Here is a 14921-nt window from a genome sequence, read left to right as displayed (position 1 = left end):
CAGCAGGATGCTTGCCGGTCGAATAGCGCGCTGCGGCGGCTCCTCTACCAGTAGGAGCCGGGCGCAGCGGGATCGCCGGCGTCAGCCCCCCAGGCGGCGATAGTGGCGGTTGCGGACCACGAGGATCGCGCCTCCGATCACCGCCGCGAGGAACGAGCCGGCCAGGACGCCGACCTTCACATGGTCGTCGGACTCGCTGCCCGCGCCGAACGAGAGCTCGCCCACGAGCAGCGAGACCGTGAATCCGATGCCCGCCACGAACGCCATGCCGATGACGTCGATCCAGCGCAGCGTCGGGTCCAGGCCGATGCCGCGGAACCGGGTCAGGAGGAACGTGCTGCCGGCGATGCCGAGCGGCTTGCCGAGCACGAGGCCAGCGATGATGCCAACGGCGATCGAGTCCTGGAACGAGTCGACGAGGCCCGCGACGCCGCCAAGCGTAACTCCGGCCGAGAAGAACGCGAACACGGGCACCGCGACCGCCGTCGACAGCACGCTCCAGCGGTCGGCGAAGTGCGCGGCGAGGCCGTCGTACACCGGCCGGCCCTCCGCATCCGCGCCCACCTGCACCCGGGCGCGCGTCGTGGCGACGACCGGCACCGTGAAGCCGAGCAGCACACCAGCGACCGTCGCGTGGATGCCCGACGCATGCACGAGCGCCCAAGTCGCGACTCCGAGCGGGATCAGCACCCACCAGGCGCGCACGCCGCGCTGCACGCAGACCGCGAAGACCGCCAGCGGCACCAGCGCGAGAGCGAGCATCAGCCCGTCGATGCCGGCGGTATAGAAAACGGCGATGATCGTGATCGCGATGAGGTCGTCCACCACGGCGAGCGTGAGCAGGAACGTCCGCAGCGCCGGCGGGAGGAAGCGGCCGACCACGGCGATCACCGCGACCGCGAAGGCGATATCGGTGGCGGCGGGGATCGCCCACCCCTCGAGCGCCGCACCGCCGCGGGGCAGGTTCACGGCGGTGAAGATCAGCGCGGGGACGGCCACGCCGCCCACGGCCGCGACGATCGGCACGAGCGCCGTCCTGGGGTCACGCAGCTTTCCCGCAACGAACTCCTCCTTGAGCTCCAGGCCCACGACGAAGAAGAAGATCGCGAGCAGTCCGTCGGCAGCCCACGATCCGACGCTCAGCTCGAGATGCAGGGCCTCGGGGCCGAAGCGAACATCGCGGACGGCGGTGTAGAGCGCGGAGGCGGGGCTGTTGGCGACGATCAGCGCGAGCAGGGTCGCGGTGAGCAGGAACGCCCCGCCGACAGTGTCCTTCTGGAGGGTCTGGCGCAGTCCCCTCCAGATCGAATGGGGGGCCTGGTCGGCGGGCAGGGACTGGTGGGGCATGAGGGGTTCCGTCCGGAGGGGTGGGCGAGCGCGGGACGCGGCCGCTGACTCCGGAGGAGGGGCGGTCGCGGGTCAGGCGGGCGGCGGCGGGCAGCCGGCGATCTCGCCGTGCGCATTCGTCCCCCACGAGCTGAGCCAGCCGTTGGTGCCCGAGGCGCGCTTGGTCAGCAGCAGCCGGTTCGGGTACGCCGCGGCGGCACGCGCGCGGGCGCGCGGCAGCGAAGGCGGGGAGACGGGCACCCTGTCAGGGTACCGGCGGGCCCTGGACGCCACAGGATGTTCGTTACTCAGGAAGGATGGCGGAACAGGGCCCGCGATCCGCCTGTTCCCGCCGGTCGAATCGGATCCATCCTGCGTTATGAACATAAGGAGCGTCCGTCCGCCTCCGAGGCCGCACGCAACCCCGTCCCCGCGCGAGCGCGCGAGCCTAGGGTGAGGCCATGACCGATCCCGGCGCAGCCCGCCACGACGTCCTCATCATCGGCGGCGGCAACGCCGGCCTCTCCACGGCGGGGCGACTGCGGCGCTCCGGAGTAGTGGACGTCGCGGTGATCGAGCCCCGATCCACCCACGTCTACCAGCCGATGCTCTCCCACGTCGCCGGCGGCACCGCACCGGCGTCGGCCGCGACCCGGCCCCAGGGCTCGGTGACGCCGAAGGGGGTCGTCTGGATCCAGGACCGCGTCGAGACGATCGACCCGGTCGCGTACTCGGTCACCCTCCTCTCAGGCCGCCGCATCGGCTACGGGCAGCTCGTGGTCTGCCCCGGGATCCAGAAGGACTGGGCCGCGGTACCCGGGCTGCAGGAGGCGATGGACTCGCCGTTCGGAGTGTCGAACTACGAGTACGAGTACGCGCGCAAGGCGTCCCGTGTGCTCCGCGAGGTCCGCTCGGGCACCGTGGTCTTCACGCAGCCCGGCGGCCCCGGCACCTGCTCCGGCGCCTCGCAGAAGCCGATGTACCTCGCCTGCGATTACTGGCGGGCGACCGGGGTTCTCGACCGCATCCGCGTCGTGCTCGTCGTGCCGACCCCCACCCTGTTCGGGATGCCGCTGATCGACTCCGAGCTGGAGCGGAAGGTGGCGGAGTATGGGATCGAGGTCCGCTACGGACGCGAGCTGGTCGAGGTGGACGCGGGCGAGCGGAGGGTCGTCCTCGCCGTCGACGAGCGCGCCACAGCGCTCCCCGGCCCCGACCGGGCACAGCGCTGGACCGACGGCCCGCGCGAGACGATCGCCTACGACGTGCTGCACGCCGTCCCCCCGCAGTCGGCCCCCGATTGGCTGGCCGGCACCGGACTGGCCGCCGAGGGCGACGAGGGCGGCTTCGTCGAGGTCGATCCGCTGACCCTGCGGCACCCGCGGTTCCCCGACGTCTGGGCGCTCGGCGACGCCGCGGCCACGGTCAACTCGAAGTCAGGAGGAGCGCTGCGCCAGCAGACCACCACGCTCGCGAAGAACCTGGTCGCCGCGCAGAAGGGCCGCCCGCTCCCCCGTGTCTACAACGGTTACTCGGTCTGCCCCTTCGTGGTCTCGCGCTCGAGCGTCGTCTTCGCCGAGTTCGACGACCGCTACCGCCCGAAGCCGACGATCCCCTTCTGGACGGGCCTGGCGAAGGAGCGGCGCGTCACCTTCATCGCCGACCGCCGCGTGCTGCCGTGGGTGTACTGGAACCTGATCCTCCAGGGCCGGGCCTGAGCGGCCGTCGGAAGAACGCCTGTGCACGATCCGAGAGAGGGGGTGCGCCTCGATACCGTCGACCGGGCCCGGCCGGCACTGCGGGCACTCAGAGTCGGACGACCAGGTTCACCGCTGAGACGCCCCGGTGCAACCGGTCGAGAGCGGGCTGCAGCGCGGCGAGCCGCCCTCGTCGCCTCCGCCCTCGTCGATTTCTCTCTCGAGCGCTGGCTCGCCGCCCCCGACACCACGCTGCTGGTCGATGTCAGGACCGAGTGCACCCGCCTCGGCGCGCTGCTCGCGCGCTGAATCGGAACGGCGACCCGGGAGGGCCCCGCTCAGCCGGGCAGCGCCCAGGGGAAGGCCTGCGCATTCGAGCGGGCGCCCTGCGCGGCCTTCGAGCGGCCGGGCTCACCGAGCTCGGCGAGCAGCGACTCCGACTCGCCGACAAGGATCGCGAGCGCGCCGGGGGTGAACCAGTCGGGGCGCAGGGCGAACAGGAGGTCCTCGGTCGCGGTGTTTCCGCTGGCCCCCGGAGCGAACGGGCAACCACCGAGGCCGCCGAGCGCGCCGTCAACCACCGCCGCCCCGGCCTGCACGGCCGCGATCGCGTTCGCGACCCCCGAGCCCCAGGTGTCGTGCCCGTGGAACACGATCTCGCGGGGCGGAGTCTCGGCGGCGACGCGCGAGATGAGCGACGACACCTCGCCGGCGTGGGCCTGCCCGAGCGTGTCGCAGACGACCACGTCGGCCGCCCCCTCCGCCCGCGGATCGCGCGCGATCGCGAGCACGCGCTCCGGATCGACCGGCCCCTCGAACGGGCAGGTGAACGAGGTGGCGATGCACAGCTGGATCCGCCCGCCGACACTCTCGGCGAGCGCCACCGCCTCCGGCATCGCGGCCAGGCTCGCCTCTGTCGGCCGGCCGACGTTGGCCAGGTTGTGCGAGTCGGACGCCGAGAAGCAGTACTGGAAGCGTCGCGCCCCCGCGGCGGCGGCCCGCTCCACATGGCCCGGAGTCGCGACCCACACCCAGCACCGCTCCAGCTCCTCGGGGGTGAGCGCGGCGATCACGTCGAGGGTGTCCGCCATCGGAGGCACGAGGTCGCCGCGCGCAAGCGACCCGATCTCCAGCTCGGGCACCCCCGCGGCGAGCACCGTGCGCGCGAGGTCGACCTTGCGCGAGGTGGTCAGGAGCTTGCCGGTGAGCTGCAGGCCGTCGCGGAGGGTGACGTCGCGCAGGCGCGCAGCGGCGAGCGCGGTCATCGCCCGGCCTCCTCGGCAGCGGAGGGAGAAGCAGGATCGGCGCCCCGCAGCATCCTCAGCACCTCCTCCGTATCGCCCCCCAGCTCCGGCGCGAGCGAGCGGATCGGGAGCGAGCGCCCGCCGAGCACCGGCACGATCCCCGGGAAGCCGACGCCGCGGAGCGTGCCGCCGGGGTCCTCGACATCGAAGGGCTGGATCATGCCGCGCGCCGCGTACTGCTCGCTCGCACTGATGTCGGCGGCGGTGTAGATCGGGCCGGAGGGGACCCCCTCGTCGTCGAGGACCGCGAGCGCCTCGGCGCCGGTGCGGCCCGCCGTCCACTCGCCGATCGCCGCGTCGAGCTCGTCGCGCCGCAGCCAGCGCTGCTCGTTCGAGGCGAGCGCGGGATCCTCGCCCAGGTCGCTGCGGCCGATCACCACCATCAGCCGCTGGAAGATCGCGTCCGCGTTGCCCGCTATCACGATGCTCGACCCGTCGGCGCAGGTGTAGGCGTTGGTCGGGGCGATGCCCTCCATCCGTCCGCCGACGCGCTCACGGACGATCCCGTGTGCCTGGTAGTCGGGGATCAGCGACTCCGTCATCGAGAACATCGCCTCGTGCAACGCCACATCGACCACCCGCTCCGCCAGCGGCGCCGGGCCAAGCCCCGCAGCGCCGCGGGTCTCGCGTTGGAACAGCGCCATCATCACTCCGTAGCCCGCGTATAGACCCGCGATCGAATCGCCGATCGAGACGCCCACGCGCACGGGCGGCCGGTCGGGGTCGCCGACGAGTTCGCGGAACCCGCCCATCGCCTCCGCCACCGCCGCGAACCCGGGACGGGCCGAGAGCGGGCCGGTCTGCCCGAACGCGGAGATGCGGCCGATCACGATCCCGGGGCGGGCCTCGTCGAGCACGTCCGGCCCGATCCCCCAGCGCTCGAGCGTGCCGGGGCGGAAGTTCTCGAGCACCACGTCGCACTCGGCGACCAGCCGGCGGACGGTGTCGCGGCCCTCGTCGGTGCGCAGGTCGAGCGTGACGGAGCGCTTGTTGCGGTTGATGGTGTGAAAGAGGAGTGACGTCTCGGAGCCCTCGTGCAGCCGCCAGCGGCGCAGCTCGTCCCCCGTGCCCGGCCGTTCCACCTTGATGACCTCGGCGCCGAAGTCGGCTAGCAGCCGCCCCGCGGTCGGTGCGGCGATGAAGTTGCCGAGCTCGAGGACGCGGACGCCCGCGAGCGGGAGGGGTGCGGTCATGGCCAGGCCTTTCGCTCGCATCGAGGCTAGCGCGGTGGGTAACGCCGCCCCTGCCCTCCCGCGCACCCCCGACCTCCACCGCACCCCCACTTACAGACGAGGTCGGCTTCAGCTTCTACGATCTCCCCGCCGAGGGCGGGCGGCCGTACTGGAACGAGTCCGCGGCCTACTCCTTCACCCCGGCCGAGGTGGACCTCCTCGAGCGCGCGACATCGGAACTCTTCGACCTGTGCATGGAGGCGTGCGAGCGCGTGGTGCGGCACGGCCGCTTCGATCTCGCCTACGACAACGCGGGCACCGTGAAGCTGCTCGAGTTCAACGCCGACACCCCGACCTCGCTGGTCGAGACGGCCGCGGCCCAGCGGCAGTGGCTGCTCGAGACGCAGGGGCCGGACGCCGACCAGTTCAACAGCCTGCACGAGCAGCTGATCCAGCAGTGGCGCGGCTTCGGCTCCTCCGGCAAGTCCGGCTTCGGCTCCACCGTCGGCGGCTGACCCCGCCGCTCCTGCAGTCCGTCCCCCGCGCCTGGGCGCACGCGAGGCGTCCGCCTCCTGCCGGGACGGTTCGCCGCGGCCCGCTCCTGCCGCTGCTCCCCGACCTGCTGGTCGTGGTGGTCAGCTCGGCCGCGGGCAGTGCGCTCAGGCCGAGCGCGCCTCCCGCAGCACGTCGGCCGCCTGCTGCGCGGCGCGGCGCACGTCGCGGTCCGGGTCACGGAGCATTCCCGTCAGCGTGCCGTCGACGCTCGCCGCGAACTCGCCCTTCTCATCGCGACCCGACGACATCCCCGCCACGGCCGCCGCCACGAGCGCTCGCGCTCCCGCCGCACGGACCCGCGGGTGCTCGTCGGTGGTGAGCCGGGCCAGCTTCTTCTGCCCGCCCAGCACGCGCTCGGCGCAGACGCGGGCGCACATCTCGCGGACGCGCCAGGACGGATTCGCGAGTCCGGCGGTCACCGCGTCGGCGGCGGCATCGTCCCAGACGTAGAGCAGCGCGCGGGCGCCCCAGAGCTCGGGCCAGTACAGCGAGGGCGCCCCTTGGAGGATGCCCTCCGCGTGCTCACCGCCCACGGTGAGGAGGAAGGATTCGCCCTCGTAGCCGCCGGTGAGCAGGGCCGCGGAGCGCAGGGCGACCACGCGCTCCCCCTCCCGGGCCACCTGCGCGCGCAGGCGCTCCTCGAGCGGATCGGTGAGGGTGACGGTCGGTTCGTTGTCGCGTGCCATATGGCTCCCGACAGTACCCGCCGCGCCGCCCGCCCGCAGTCGATGAGCGGTGACCGGCACGGGAATGGCCGCAGTCATGCAGGGGGAGCGGTGATGCAGGCATGTGCGCAACGGAGTGTCGCCACAGCAGCGGCCGCTTGCGCGCCAGGTCAGTCACCAGCGGACAACGTTTGATACCGTGACATCACTCGGCCCCCTCCCCAGGCTCTCCGCGATGCTCACCTGGGAGGGGCCTTTTTTGTGGGCGTCCAGGTTCTGGTGCGTCCAAGTTCTGAGCTGTCTGGGGTATCCCGATGGCGCGGAAGCCGAGCCTGTCGTGGGAACAGCAGGTCCGGCTCCTCCTTCGCGAGCACCGGCGCCAGCCCGTCGGCCCGGCGATCTACCGCGCGCACGGCATCGGCCGCCGCGGCGCCGTGGGCCCGACCGATCTGGAGCTGCACCACGGCGAGATCGTCGGCTTCGCGGGCCTATTCGGCTCGGGCCGCACCGAGCTGGCGTCGCTGGTGAGCGGAGTGGAGAAGCCGGACTCCGGCGAGGTGCTGATCGACGGCGAGCCGGCCCGCATCTCCGACCCGGTCTCGGGACTGCGGCACCGCATCGCGCACTCGAGCGAGAACCGGCGCGAAGACGGGATCATCGGCGATCTCTCCCTCCGCGAGAACCTGGTGCTGGGCCTGCAGGCCCTCCACGGATGGGCGCATCCGCTCTCGGCGGCCGAGAAAATCGGCGAGGTCAGTAACGGCCCCTGGCTCACAGTCGACACCATCGTCGAGATGATCGCGGCCGATCGCGACGACGACGACCTCGACGACGACTGACCGGCCGCCCGAGGAACTCCACCAGCCCCGGCCGCCCGCAGCGCTCCGAGTCCTCAGAGCACACTCCGGCTCCTCTGAGAGGACCACTCTGGACTCCCCGACGCGGTGCTGTCAGCGTTGACGGCTGGTGACCTCGGCCTGGCGAGGCATCAGTACCCCCTCGAAAGGTCGCATGCCCTCGGTCTCCGCGCACGTCGCTCACAGCCTCGCCTTCTCCGTCCGCCACGTCTTTGGAGTGATGGGCGCTGGCAACGCTCACCTGATCGACGCCGTGGAACGCCATCCCCGGGCACAATTCATCCCACTCCGTCACGAGGGCGGTGCCGTCGTGGCGGCCGACGCCCACTTCCGCGCCGGCGGCGGTCTCGCAGCGGCCACCACCACCTGCGGGCCCGGCTTCACCAACACCCTCACCGCCTTGGCCGAGGCAGCGCTCGCGCGCTCACCGCTCCTCCTCGTCGCGGGCGACGAGCCGAGCACCGGGAAGCGCCCCTGGGGCGTCGACCAGTCGGCGATGGCGCGGGCGGCCGGGGTGCGGACCTTCACCGCCGGCACCCGTGACGCCGCCTACACGACCGTCCGCGCAATCGAGCACGCTCTCGCCGAGCGGACCCCGGTGGTGCTGGCGATCCCCGCTGATCTCGCCGCCGCGGACGCCGCAGCGCTGCCGGAGGTGCAGGTCCTTCGCCGGGCGGCGCCGATGGTACCCTGCTCCACTGAGATCGACCGCCTCGCCTCGATGATCGCGGCGGCCGAACGCCCCCTCCTCGTCGCGGGCCGTGGTGCCTGGCTCGCGGACGCCGGGGCGCTCTGGGCGAACTCGCCGACCTCACGGGGGCCGTCACAGCGTCGAGCGTCCTCGGTCTGGGAACCTTCCCCTCCCGCAGCCACGACGTCGGAGTACTGGGCGGCTTCGGTGCGACGGGGGCGCTCTCGCTCGTGCACGACGCCGACCTCGCGCTTGTGGTCGGTTCCTCGTTGGACCGCCACTTCCTGCGGTCCGGTGGACTGTTCGCCCCCGGCACCCGCGTCATTCAGGTCGACATCACCGCAGCCGCGACGGACATCCGAGTCGACGACTACATTCGGGGCGACGCTCGCCTGGTCGCCGAGGCCCTGGTCGCGGAGCTGCGCACCCGCGGCCGCTCGCAGGGCGTGTGGCGCGACTGCGTCGATCCGGACATCCACCTGGCCCGGGACGAAGGCGACCAGCGGGCCGCGGACGGCCGGCTCGATCCGCGTTCCACAGCCGTCGCGCTGGCGGAACTCCTGCCGGAGGACCGCGTCGTCGTCACCGACGGCGGGCACTTCCTCGGCTGGCCGATCATGCACTGGCCGCACACCTCACCCGAGCGCTTGGTGACCCTCGGCACCGCGTTCCAGGCGGTCGGCCTGGGGATCCCGGCGGTGGTGGGGGCAGCGCTGGCGAGACCGGAAACGACGGTGGTCCTGGTCACCGGCGACGGCGGCGGCCTGATGGCACTCGCCGATCTCGAGTCCGCCATCCGCGTGGCGGCCGGCCGGGGCGTCGCCGTGGTGTGGAACGACGCCGCCTACGGTGCCGAACTCAACGTCTACGGAGCGTTGGGCCTCGCCGAAGGCCCGATGCTGATCCCCGAGGTCGACTTCGCGGGAGTCGCCGCGAGCCTCGGCGCCGAGGGCGTGGTCGTCCGCACGATGGCGGACCTGGGCGCCCTTGCGGTGTGGACCGGACGAGACCCCGTCGAGCGGCCGTTCCTCCTCCTGGACCTGCGTATCTCGCCGCAGATCGTGGCGCCGTATCTGCTGGATCTGCTTCACGCCGCCGCGGCGTGCTGACGATCGGTTCGCAACCGAGGCCCGCATCGACATAAGGTGCCGGTTCCGGCCTTCTGCCAGTTCTCAACCTCGGTTGCGAACCCTCGGCCTGCGAGAATCCGGGGGTGGACGACCGAGGTAGGGACGAACTCGCCGAGTTGAGGCGGCGCGCTTACGGCCGCCGCCCGGATATCGACCGCGATCCGCTCGCGCGTGCTCGGCTGGTCGCGCTCGAGGCCGGGGCTCGGCCCGTCGCACACGAGGCCGCCCCGCCCGACGTGGCAGCTCCCGCGGTCGAACAGCCCGACTCCGAGCACACCCCTGCTCCGCGCTCCGCTCGGGCCCGGACCGTCCTCGGCTGGACGACGGCGCTGCTGCTGACGGCTGCCGTCGCCGCCACCCTCTTCGTCACGAGAGCGCCGGAGCCGCCCGGCCGCGAGATCGCCGTACTGCCGCTGACCAACGGGACCGACATCCCCGGTTGGGAGGGACTGGGCTTTGACGGCTCGGTCACCACGGAGGACTTCGGCGGGCTCACCGTCGTGAGGCAGAGCCGACCCGGCGACGCGGGTCTCACCGTCGTCCGGCAACGGCGTTCCCCGAGTACCGGCTCGTGCCTGTACATCGTGCGCACCGTCGATCCGCAGGATGGCCCGTTCTTCCAGGGCTGCACGGCCGGTGCGTTTCCGGCGGTCGCGCAGTTCACCGTCACGTCGGACGCTCCGGAGGCGCTGCGCGAGCGATTCCCGGTGGGCACCGGCCTGCGCTTCTCTCTGGAGGGCGATGAGGTCCGTGTCCGCGCCGACACCCCCTGAGCGCTTGGATCGCGGTCCACTGCGCCTCGCGCCGGATCGTCACCGAAGGCAGCCGGCGCACTGTTGCGCCGCTGGAATTGTTCGCGGCGGCATTGTGAGCCGGCGCTGCGCCAGCGGGCGCCCACTGCACCTCCTGCACAGCAGGAACGAACGTCGTAACGACGCGGCATGGTGTGGCTTGTGGAGCACCGAGCGTTTCCGACAGCTCATGCTGAAGGTGAGTGCGTGGCGGTTTTTATCAGAAGCGGGCCTGGCGATTTTGTTCTCTCAGAGCAACCGCCATCTTGTGTTATGCCATGCGCGCTAGCATTCAATCGGTCGAGTGTTTTGAGAGGCATCCCGGTTTCAACGAAACTAGACCAACAAGAGAAGTAGGCACGCCCCAAAAACACTAGCGCTCATCCACACGCAGATCCTCAGTGAGAGGAATCGCACCCGAAGAAGAATGCTCAACGTGAAAAACGCAATCCCGAGACCAAGAGCGATGACAATCATCGCAGTGACTCCAGGCCCAACAAGGGCCGATCCATTTTCGCAGAAGACGTTCACTGGAAGTGTTGAACCACCGACTACCGATCCCGCTCCTTGAGAAGAACATTCCTTGTCGGGTCCCAGAAAGCACCCGCAAAGATGTTGATCGCAGCTCCCGCGACAACAAGTAGTCCGCCGAGAACGAAGCCCAGTCCTCTCCACAAGTCCCGCGCCTGCTCTTTAGCTCGATTCACATTTGTCCCAATCCGCACGAATCAAAAGTAGGAAGAGAGCCGAGGCCGGCGGAGCGAACGTCGGCGTCGAAAGCCGGACCGTTTCCGCGCGATGACCCGCGTGACCGGCGAGGTGGCCCCTCCTTCTCGATCGAGGACTTCGCCGGCGACGACCGCCTCTCCTGAACCCGTTCCAACCCGGCTCGCTCCCGCTCGTCGCCGACGTGGTGAACACGGGCAACGTGCGCCTGCTGCTCGACTGGCGAGCGCCCAGGGCGCCTCCGCCCCCGTTGTCGCCGACGACGCCCCCAGCGTACTGCCGGGCGACCGGCGCAGCGTGTCTGTGCAGCTCGACGGCATCTGGCCGCTCTTCGGAGTCGGCGCCGGCCAAACGATCACGCCGACGCCGTCGCCCCCGACCGCCACCGCGCCCATCACGGTCACGGCCGTACCGGTCCCGCAGCTGCTCGGGCTGGTGGTCGCCGCCCTCATCCAGCAGGTGAGGGAACCCCGAACCGTCGAGACCGCCCCCTACTCGTGGCTCCCTCGACGGGCCGGGGTTCCCTCGGTGCGCGGCGATGCGCCAGAGTGAGCGGATGACCACCTCCCGGCGTCTCGGCTTTATTGCGCTCGTTGCGACCCTGGGAGGGCTGCTGTTTGGGTACGACACGGGGGTGATCAACGGCGCGCTGGAGCCGATGTCGGCCGAGCTCGGGCTCACCGATCTGACCGAGGGAGTCGTCACCAGCTCGCTCCTGTTCGCGGCCGCGATCGGCGCAATTTCCGGCGGACGACTGTCCGATGCCATCGGCCGGCGCGGCACGATCCGCCTGCTCGCGGTGCTGTTGCTGGTCGGAGCGCTCGTCTGCGTCGTGGCGCCGACCTTCGCAGTGATGGTCCTCGGCCGCGCAGTGCTCGGCCTCGCTGTCGGCGGCGCCTCGGTGGTCGTCCCGGTTTACCTCTCCGAGATCTCGCCGTCCGAGATCCGCGGCTCGCTCGCCGGTCGCAACGAGCTGATGATCGTGATCGGCCAGCTCGCCGCGTTCGTGAGCAACGCCGTGATCGGCACCGTCTGGGGCGAACTGCCCGGCGTGTGGCGGATCATGCTCGCCGTCGCCGCACTGCCGGCCGCGGCGCTCCTGGTCGGTATGACCCGCGTGCCGGAGTCGCCGCCGTGGCTCCTCGCGCACGGCCGCCGCGACGAGGCGCTCGGCGTGCTCAGCACCATCCGCACTCCCGAGCGGGCCGAGGAGGAGGTGGAGGGAATCGAGCGCTCGATCGGCGCCTCCGAGGGCCCTCAGGTGCCGCTGTTCGAGGCGCTGCGCGAGCGCTGGGCGGTGCGCATCCTGCTGGTCGGCATCGGGATCGGAGTCGCGCAGCAGCTCACCGGCATCAACTCGATCATGTACTACGGCCAGTCGGTGTTGAAGGAGGCGGGCTTCGACCACGACGGCGCACTGGTGGCTAATATCGCCCCCGGCGCAATCGCGGTGATCGGCGGCCTGATCGGCCTGCGGCTGATGCAGACGATAAATCGCCGCACGACGCTCCTGCTCGGCTACTCCCTGACCACAGCGATGCACTTCCTGATCGGCATCGCGTCCGTCGCCCTGCCGGTCGGCACTCCCGCGCGGCCGTTCGTGATCCTGGTGCTGGTCGTGGCCTTCGTCGGCAGCATGCAGACGTTCCTCAACATCGTCACCTGGGTGATGCTGTCCGAGATCTTCCCGCTGCGGATCCGCGGAGTGGGCGTCGGCATCGCGATCTTCTGCCACTGGATCACGAATGCGGTGCTCGGCCTATTCCTCCCCACCCTCGTCTCCGGAGTCGGGATTACCGGCACGTTCTTCCTCTTTGGCGCCGTCGGCCTGCTCGCACTGGTCTTCCTCCGGAAGCGCGTGCCCGAGACCCGCGGCCGAGCCCTCGAGGAGGTCGAGGCCGACGTCGTCTCCGGCGAACTCCTGAGCCGCTGAGCGCCCCTCCTCCCTCCCTCCCTCCCTCCCCCTCCCGCCCTCCTCCCCTCCGCGAGATGCCACTTATGCGCGCGACACGCCGAAGCGGACGCGCACAAGTGGCATCTCGCGGAGGGAGGGAGGAGGGCGGCGGGGCGGCTACTGGTACGTGACGAGGTCGGGGAGGGGGCGGACCTCGGCCATCGTCTCGGCGGGGGTCAGCATCGGCTTGTCTTCGTCGTAGAAGTTCTTCCAGCCCCAGGCGATGTCCTTGGGGGCGCCCCCGTGCAGCGCGTCCCAGGTCGCCTGCTTGTCGGGCTGCGAGCCCTGGCCGTCGACATGGATCAGGAACTCCAACTCGGGGCGGTCGCGACGGATACTCTCGCGGTCCTGCAGCATCGAGAGCCGGAACTGGTGCAGCACGAACATCTTCGGCGGCAAGCCCTCGCTCTGCACGAGGTCGGCCAGCCACTCCGAGACGCTGTCGACCTCGGCGGCCGAGACGCGGCCGATCTGCTGCAGCGGCTTCTGGTCGGGCAGCAGCCGCCACTCCGGGTCGAGGGCCAGACCGACGTTGGGCAGCTTCACCAGGTCCGCATACCGTTTCGCCTGCGTGAGGAAGTCGGTGAGCCCGGACTGCAGATCGAGCACCACGTACATCCCGGCCGCCTGCGCGGCGTCGATGTAGGGGCGGATGTCGGCGACGTCGAGTTCGTTGGAGTAGTCGCCGTCCTTCCCGGGGTCGCCCGCCGCGACCGTGGTGATGATCTCTAGGCTCGGCACGACCTGCTTGTCGGTCAGCGCCCGGTAGGGCTCGGCCACCGCCTCCGCGCGCGATATCGTCGGCTCAAGGCCCTGCTCCCCCAGCACACCGAGGACGGGCGCACCCGGCGTGCCGTAGATGGCGACGAAGAGGTGCCCACCGAACAACCTCTGGCCGCCGCCCGGCAGCTGCCAGCCGCTCGCCGCCGCTCGTACGGCCCACTCGGGCTCCGCCTGCGCGGCGAGCACAGGGCCCAGCAGCACGGTGCAGGACGCGTCGGCGTCAGCGATCGCGCTCACCGCATCGCCCGACGCGAGTAGATCGTCGCCGTCGACCACCGTCACGGGCACGCCTGCGGCCCGGGCGGTCGCCAGCGCGGCGACGTCGGCGTCCTGCGCCCGGGCCAGGCCGTGCACGCCGGTGAGCGCGTCGGCGCGGGCGGGCACGGTGCCGAAGGGAGCGTCGGAGGCGGTGGACGGCGCGACGGCGGCGAGGTCGGCGAGCGCGAGGTCGGCGACGGTCACGCCGGATGCGGTGCTGAGGGAGGCGGCGTCGGGGGCCGAGACGACGACGTCCACTCCCTCGGGAGCGGTGACGTCGCCGATCGCGAGCGCGCGGGTCACGCCCAGGCGTGTGAACTCGGCGGCGAGGGCGTCGGCGGTCGGGGTCGCCGATCCGGTCGCGTTGGCGGAGTCCGTCGAATCCGCCGCCGCACTCGCGGTCGGCGTGGCCGTCGCTCCGGAGGCCCCGGGCGAGCCGACCAGCAGCGGCACACCCCACGCGATACTCACCTGGGCCGCGCGGAGCCGCGACTCCGCGACGTCCTCGACCAGGACGACCAGCGGGGCCGACGTGAACAGGGCCGCGCTCGCGGCGAGCGCATCTGCGGCGAGCACCACCGGCGCCGAAGGAGCCGCCGTGCGGGTGCGGGGCGCCTTCTCATCGGCGTCCGGGCCGGAGGAGTCCGGGGTACAGCCGCTGAGCAGCGGGAGCACCGCGAGTCCGCCGATCACGACGCTGCGGCGCGAGAGGCCAGAGCGGGAGGGGAGGGAACGGGGTGACGAGGGCATGGCGGACCTCTCCTCTCGGGGCCCGGTCGGGGCTCTCCGGTGCGTGGCTGGTCCTGTGACTATGGCATCCCCCGCGCGAGCGCCGCGGTCGCCGTCGGGACGCGCTCCCCGCTGAGCCGGCCGACACAACGTCAGCTGAGAGCACCTCTCAGCCACCATCGTGGATGAGACGGCATCTCAGCTGACGTTGTGTCGCCGGCATCCCCGCCACACCCCGCCATACGCAAGAAAGGGGAGCGGTGCCGAAGCACCGCTCCCCTTC

General features: G+C 71.5%; 14 protein-coding genes and 1 pseudogene. 9 read left to right on the top strand and 6 right to left on the bottom strand.

Going from position 1 to position 14921, the window contains the following annotated elements; all coding sequences use genetic code 11:
- Positions 1 to 81 precede the first annotated feature (81 nt).
- Together nhaA and C1O28_RS15300 are read right to left on the bottom strand one after the other, a co-directional pair.
- Entirely contained in the window at positions 82 to 1347 is a 1266-nt protein-coding gene (gene nhaA / locus C1O28_RS14380) for a Na+/H+ antiporter NhaA (protein WP_097166860.1), read from the bottom strand.
- Positions 1348 to 1419: 72 nt separating this feature from the next.
- Entirely contained in the window at positions 1420 to 1587 is a 168-nt protein-coding gene (locus tag C1O28_RS15300; RefSeq protein ID WP_164861126.1) for a hypothetical protein, read from the bottom strand.
- Positions 1588 to 1787: 200 nt separating this feature from the next.
- Here C1O28_RS15300 and C1O28_RS14375 point away from each other — a divergent pair, with 200 nt between their 5' ends.
- Together C1O28_RS14375 and C1O28_RS14370 are read left to right on the top strand one after the other, a co-directional pair.
- Positions 1788 to 3044 (top strand): NAD(P)/FAD-dependent oxidoreductase, encoded by a 1257-nt coding sequence (locus C1O28_RS14375; RefSeq protein ID WP_097166858.1) that lies wholly within the window; start codon positions 1788 to 1790, stop codon positions 3042 to 3044.
- Positions 3045 to 3065: 21 nt separating this feature from the next.
- Positions 3066 to 3332, top strand: coding sequence for a hypothetical protein (locus C1O28_RS14370; protein ID WP_127821554.1), 267 nt, complete (start codon positions 3066 to 3068; stop codon positions 3330 to 3332).
- Between the two features lie 29 nt (positions 3333 to 3361).
- Here the strand turns inward: C1O28_RS14370 and C1O28_RS14365 are convergent, their stop codons facing one another.
- Both C1O28_RS14365 and C1O28_RS14360 read right to left on the bottom strand, forming a co-directional pair.
- Positions 3362 to 4288 (bottom strand): beta/alpha barrel domain-containing protein, encoded by a 927-nt coding sequence (locus C1O28_RS14365; RefSeq protein WP_097166856.1) that lies wholly within the window; start codon positions 4286 to 4288, stop codon positions 3362 to 3364.
- The gene (locus C1O28_RS14360) at positions 4285 to 5520 is read right to left on the bottom strand and encodes a CaiB/BaiF CoA transferase family protein (protein WP_097166855.1); all 1236 of its coding nucleotides are present in this window, start codon (positions 5518 to 5520) and stop codon (positions 4285 to 4287) included. The genes C1O28_RS14365 and C1O28_RS14360 overlap by 4 nt, the downstream gene beginning before the upstream one ends.
- Between C1O28_RS14360 and C1O28_RS14355 the strand changes: the two genes are divergently transcribed.
- Positions 5511 to 6014 carry a glutathionylspermidine synthase family protein gene (locus C1O28_RS14355; RefSeq protein ID WP_202129517.1) on the top strand — a complete coding sequence of 168 codons (504 nt, stop codon included), beginning with the start codon at positions 5511 to 5513 and terminating at the stop codon, positions 6012 to 6014. The genes C1O28_RS14360 and C1O28_RS14355 overlap by 10 nt on opposite strands.
- Before the next feature lie 144 nt (positions 6015 to 6158).
- On the opposite strand, the gene C1O28_RS14350 is transcribed toward C1O28_RS14355, so the two are convergent.
- A complete protein-coding gene (locus tag C1O28_RS14350; protein ID WP_097166854.1) occupies positions 6159 to 6740 on the bottom strand; it encodes a hypothetical protein in 582 nt (193 codons plus the stop codon).
- Between the two features lie 293 nt (positions 6741 to 7033).
- Between C1O28_RS14350 and C1O28_RS14345 the strand changes: the two genes are divergently transcribed.
- From C1O28_RS14345 to C1O28_RS14325, 6 genes and pseudogenes are all read left to right on the top strand, one after another.
- Positions 7034 to 7558 (top strand): ATP-binding cassette domain-containing protein, encoded by a 525-nt coding sequence (locus tag C1O28_RS14345; protein WP_097166853.1) that lies wholly within the window; start codon positions 7034 to 7036, stop codon positions 7556 to 7558.
- A 172-nt stretch (positions 7559 to 7730) separates the two neighbouring features.
- Positions 7731 to 7988: pseudogene (locus C1O28_RS15980) on the top strand (thiamine pyrophosphate-binding protein); the annotation flags it as partial.
- A gap of 356 nt (positions 7989 to 8344) precedes the next feature.
- Positions 8345 to 9376, top strand: coding sequence for a thiamine pyrophosphate-dependent enzyme (locus C1O28_RS15975; RefSeq protein WP_338052161.1), 1032 nt, complete (start codon positions 8345 to 8347; stop codon positions 9374 to 9376).
- A 104-nt stretch (positions 9377 to 9480) separates the two neighbouring features.
- Positions 9481 to 10170, top strand: a complete 690-nt coding sequence (locus C1O28_RS14335; protein WP_097166851.1) for a hypothetical protein — start codon at positions 9481 to 9483, stop codon at positions 10168 to 10170.
- A gap of 1041 nt (positions 10171 to 11211) precedes the next feature.
- Complete coding sequence (locus tag C1O28_RS14330) at positions 11212 to 11466, top strand: hypothetical protein (RefSeq protein WP_097166850.1); 255 nt, start codon at positions 11212 to 11214, stop codon at positions 11464 to 11466.
- 4 nt (positions 11467 to 11470) lie between these two features.
- A complete protein-coding gene (locus tag C1O28_RS14325; protein ID WP_237398064.1) occupies positions 11471 to 12847 on the top strand; it encodes a sugar porter family MFS transporter in 1377 nt (458 codons plus the stop codon).
- Positions 12848 to 12985: 138 nt separating this feature from the next.
- Here C1O28_RS14325 and C1O28_RS15295 read toward each other — a convergent pair whose 3' ends face one another.
- Positions 12986 to 14659, bottom strand: coding sequence for a hypothetical protein (locus C1O28_RS15295; RefSeq protein ID WP_160487534.1), 1674 nt, complete (start codon positions 14657 to 14659; stop codon positions 12986 to 12988).
- Between the last annotated feature and the right edge of the window lie 262 nt (positions 14660 to 14921).

The organism is Rathayibacter rathayi, assembly GCF_004011095.1.
In the GTDB taxonomy this organism is placed as follows: Bacteria; Actinomycetota; Actinomycetes; order Actinomycetales; family Microbacteriaceae; genus Rathayibacter; species Rathayibacter rathayi.
The sequence above is the reverse complement of the archived record's forward strand: the minus strand, read 5'-3'. Positions and strand labels throughout refer to the sequence as shown.

What these genes read in the sequence shown, in the direction of transcription:
- nhaA (WP_097166860.1), bottom strand. Translation starts at nt 1,347, where the DNA reads ATGCCCCACCAGTCCCTGCCCGCCGACCAGGCCCCCCATTCGATCTGG.
- C1O28_RS14375 (WP_097166858.1), top strand. Translation starts at nt 1,788, where the DNA reads ATGACCGATCCCGGCGCAGCCCGCCACGACGTCCTCATCATCGGCGGC.
- C1O28_RS14365 (WP_097166856.1), bottom strand. Translation starts at nt 4,288, where the DNA reads ATGACCGCGCTCGCCGCTGCGCGCCTGCGCGACGTCACCCTCCGCGAC.
- C1O28_RS14360 (WP_097166855.1), bottom strand. Translation starts at nt 5,520, where the DNA reads ATGACCGCACCCCTCCCGCTCGCGGGCGTCCGCGTCCTCGAGCTCGGC.
- C1O28_RS14350 (WP_097166854.1), bottom strand. Translation starts at nt 6,740, where the DNA reads ATGGCACGCGACAACGAACCGACCGTCACCCTCACCGATCCGCTCGAG.
- C1O28_RS14345 (WP_097166853.1), top strand. Translation starts at nt 7,034, where the DNA reads ATGGCGCGGAAGCCGAGCCTGTCGTGGGAACAGCAGGTCCGGCTCCTC.
- C1O28_RS14325 (WP_237398064.1), top strand. Translation starts at nt 11,471, where the DNA reads ATGACCACCTCCCGGCGTCTCGGCTTTATTGCGCTCGTTGCGACCCTG.
- C1O28_RS15295 (WP_160487534.1), bottom strand. Translation starts at nt 14,659, where the DNA reads ATGCCCTCGTCACCCCGTTCCCTCCCCTCCCGCTCTGGCCTCTCGCGC.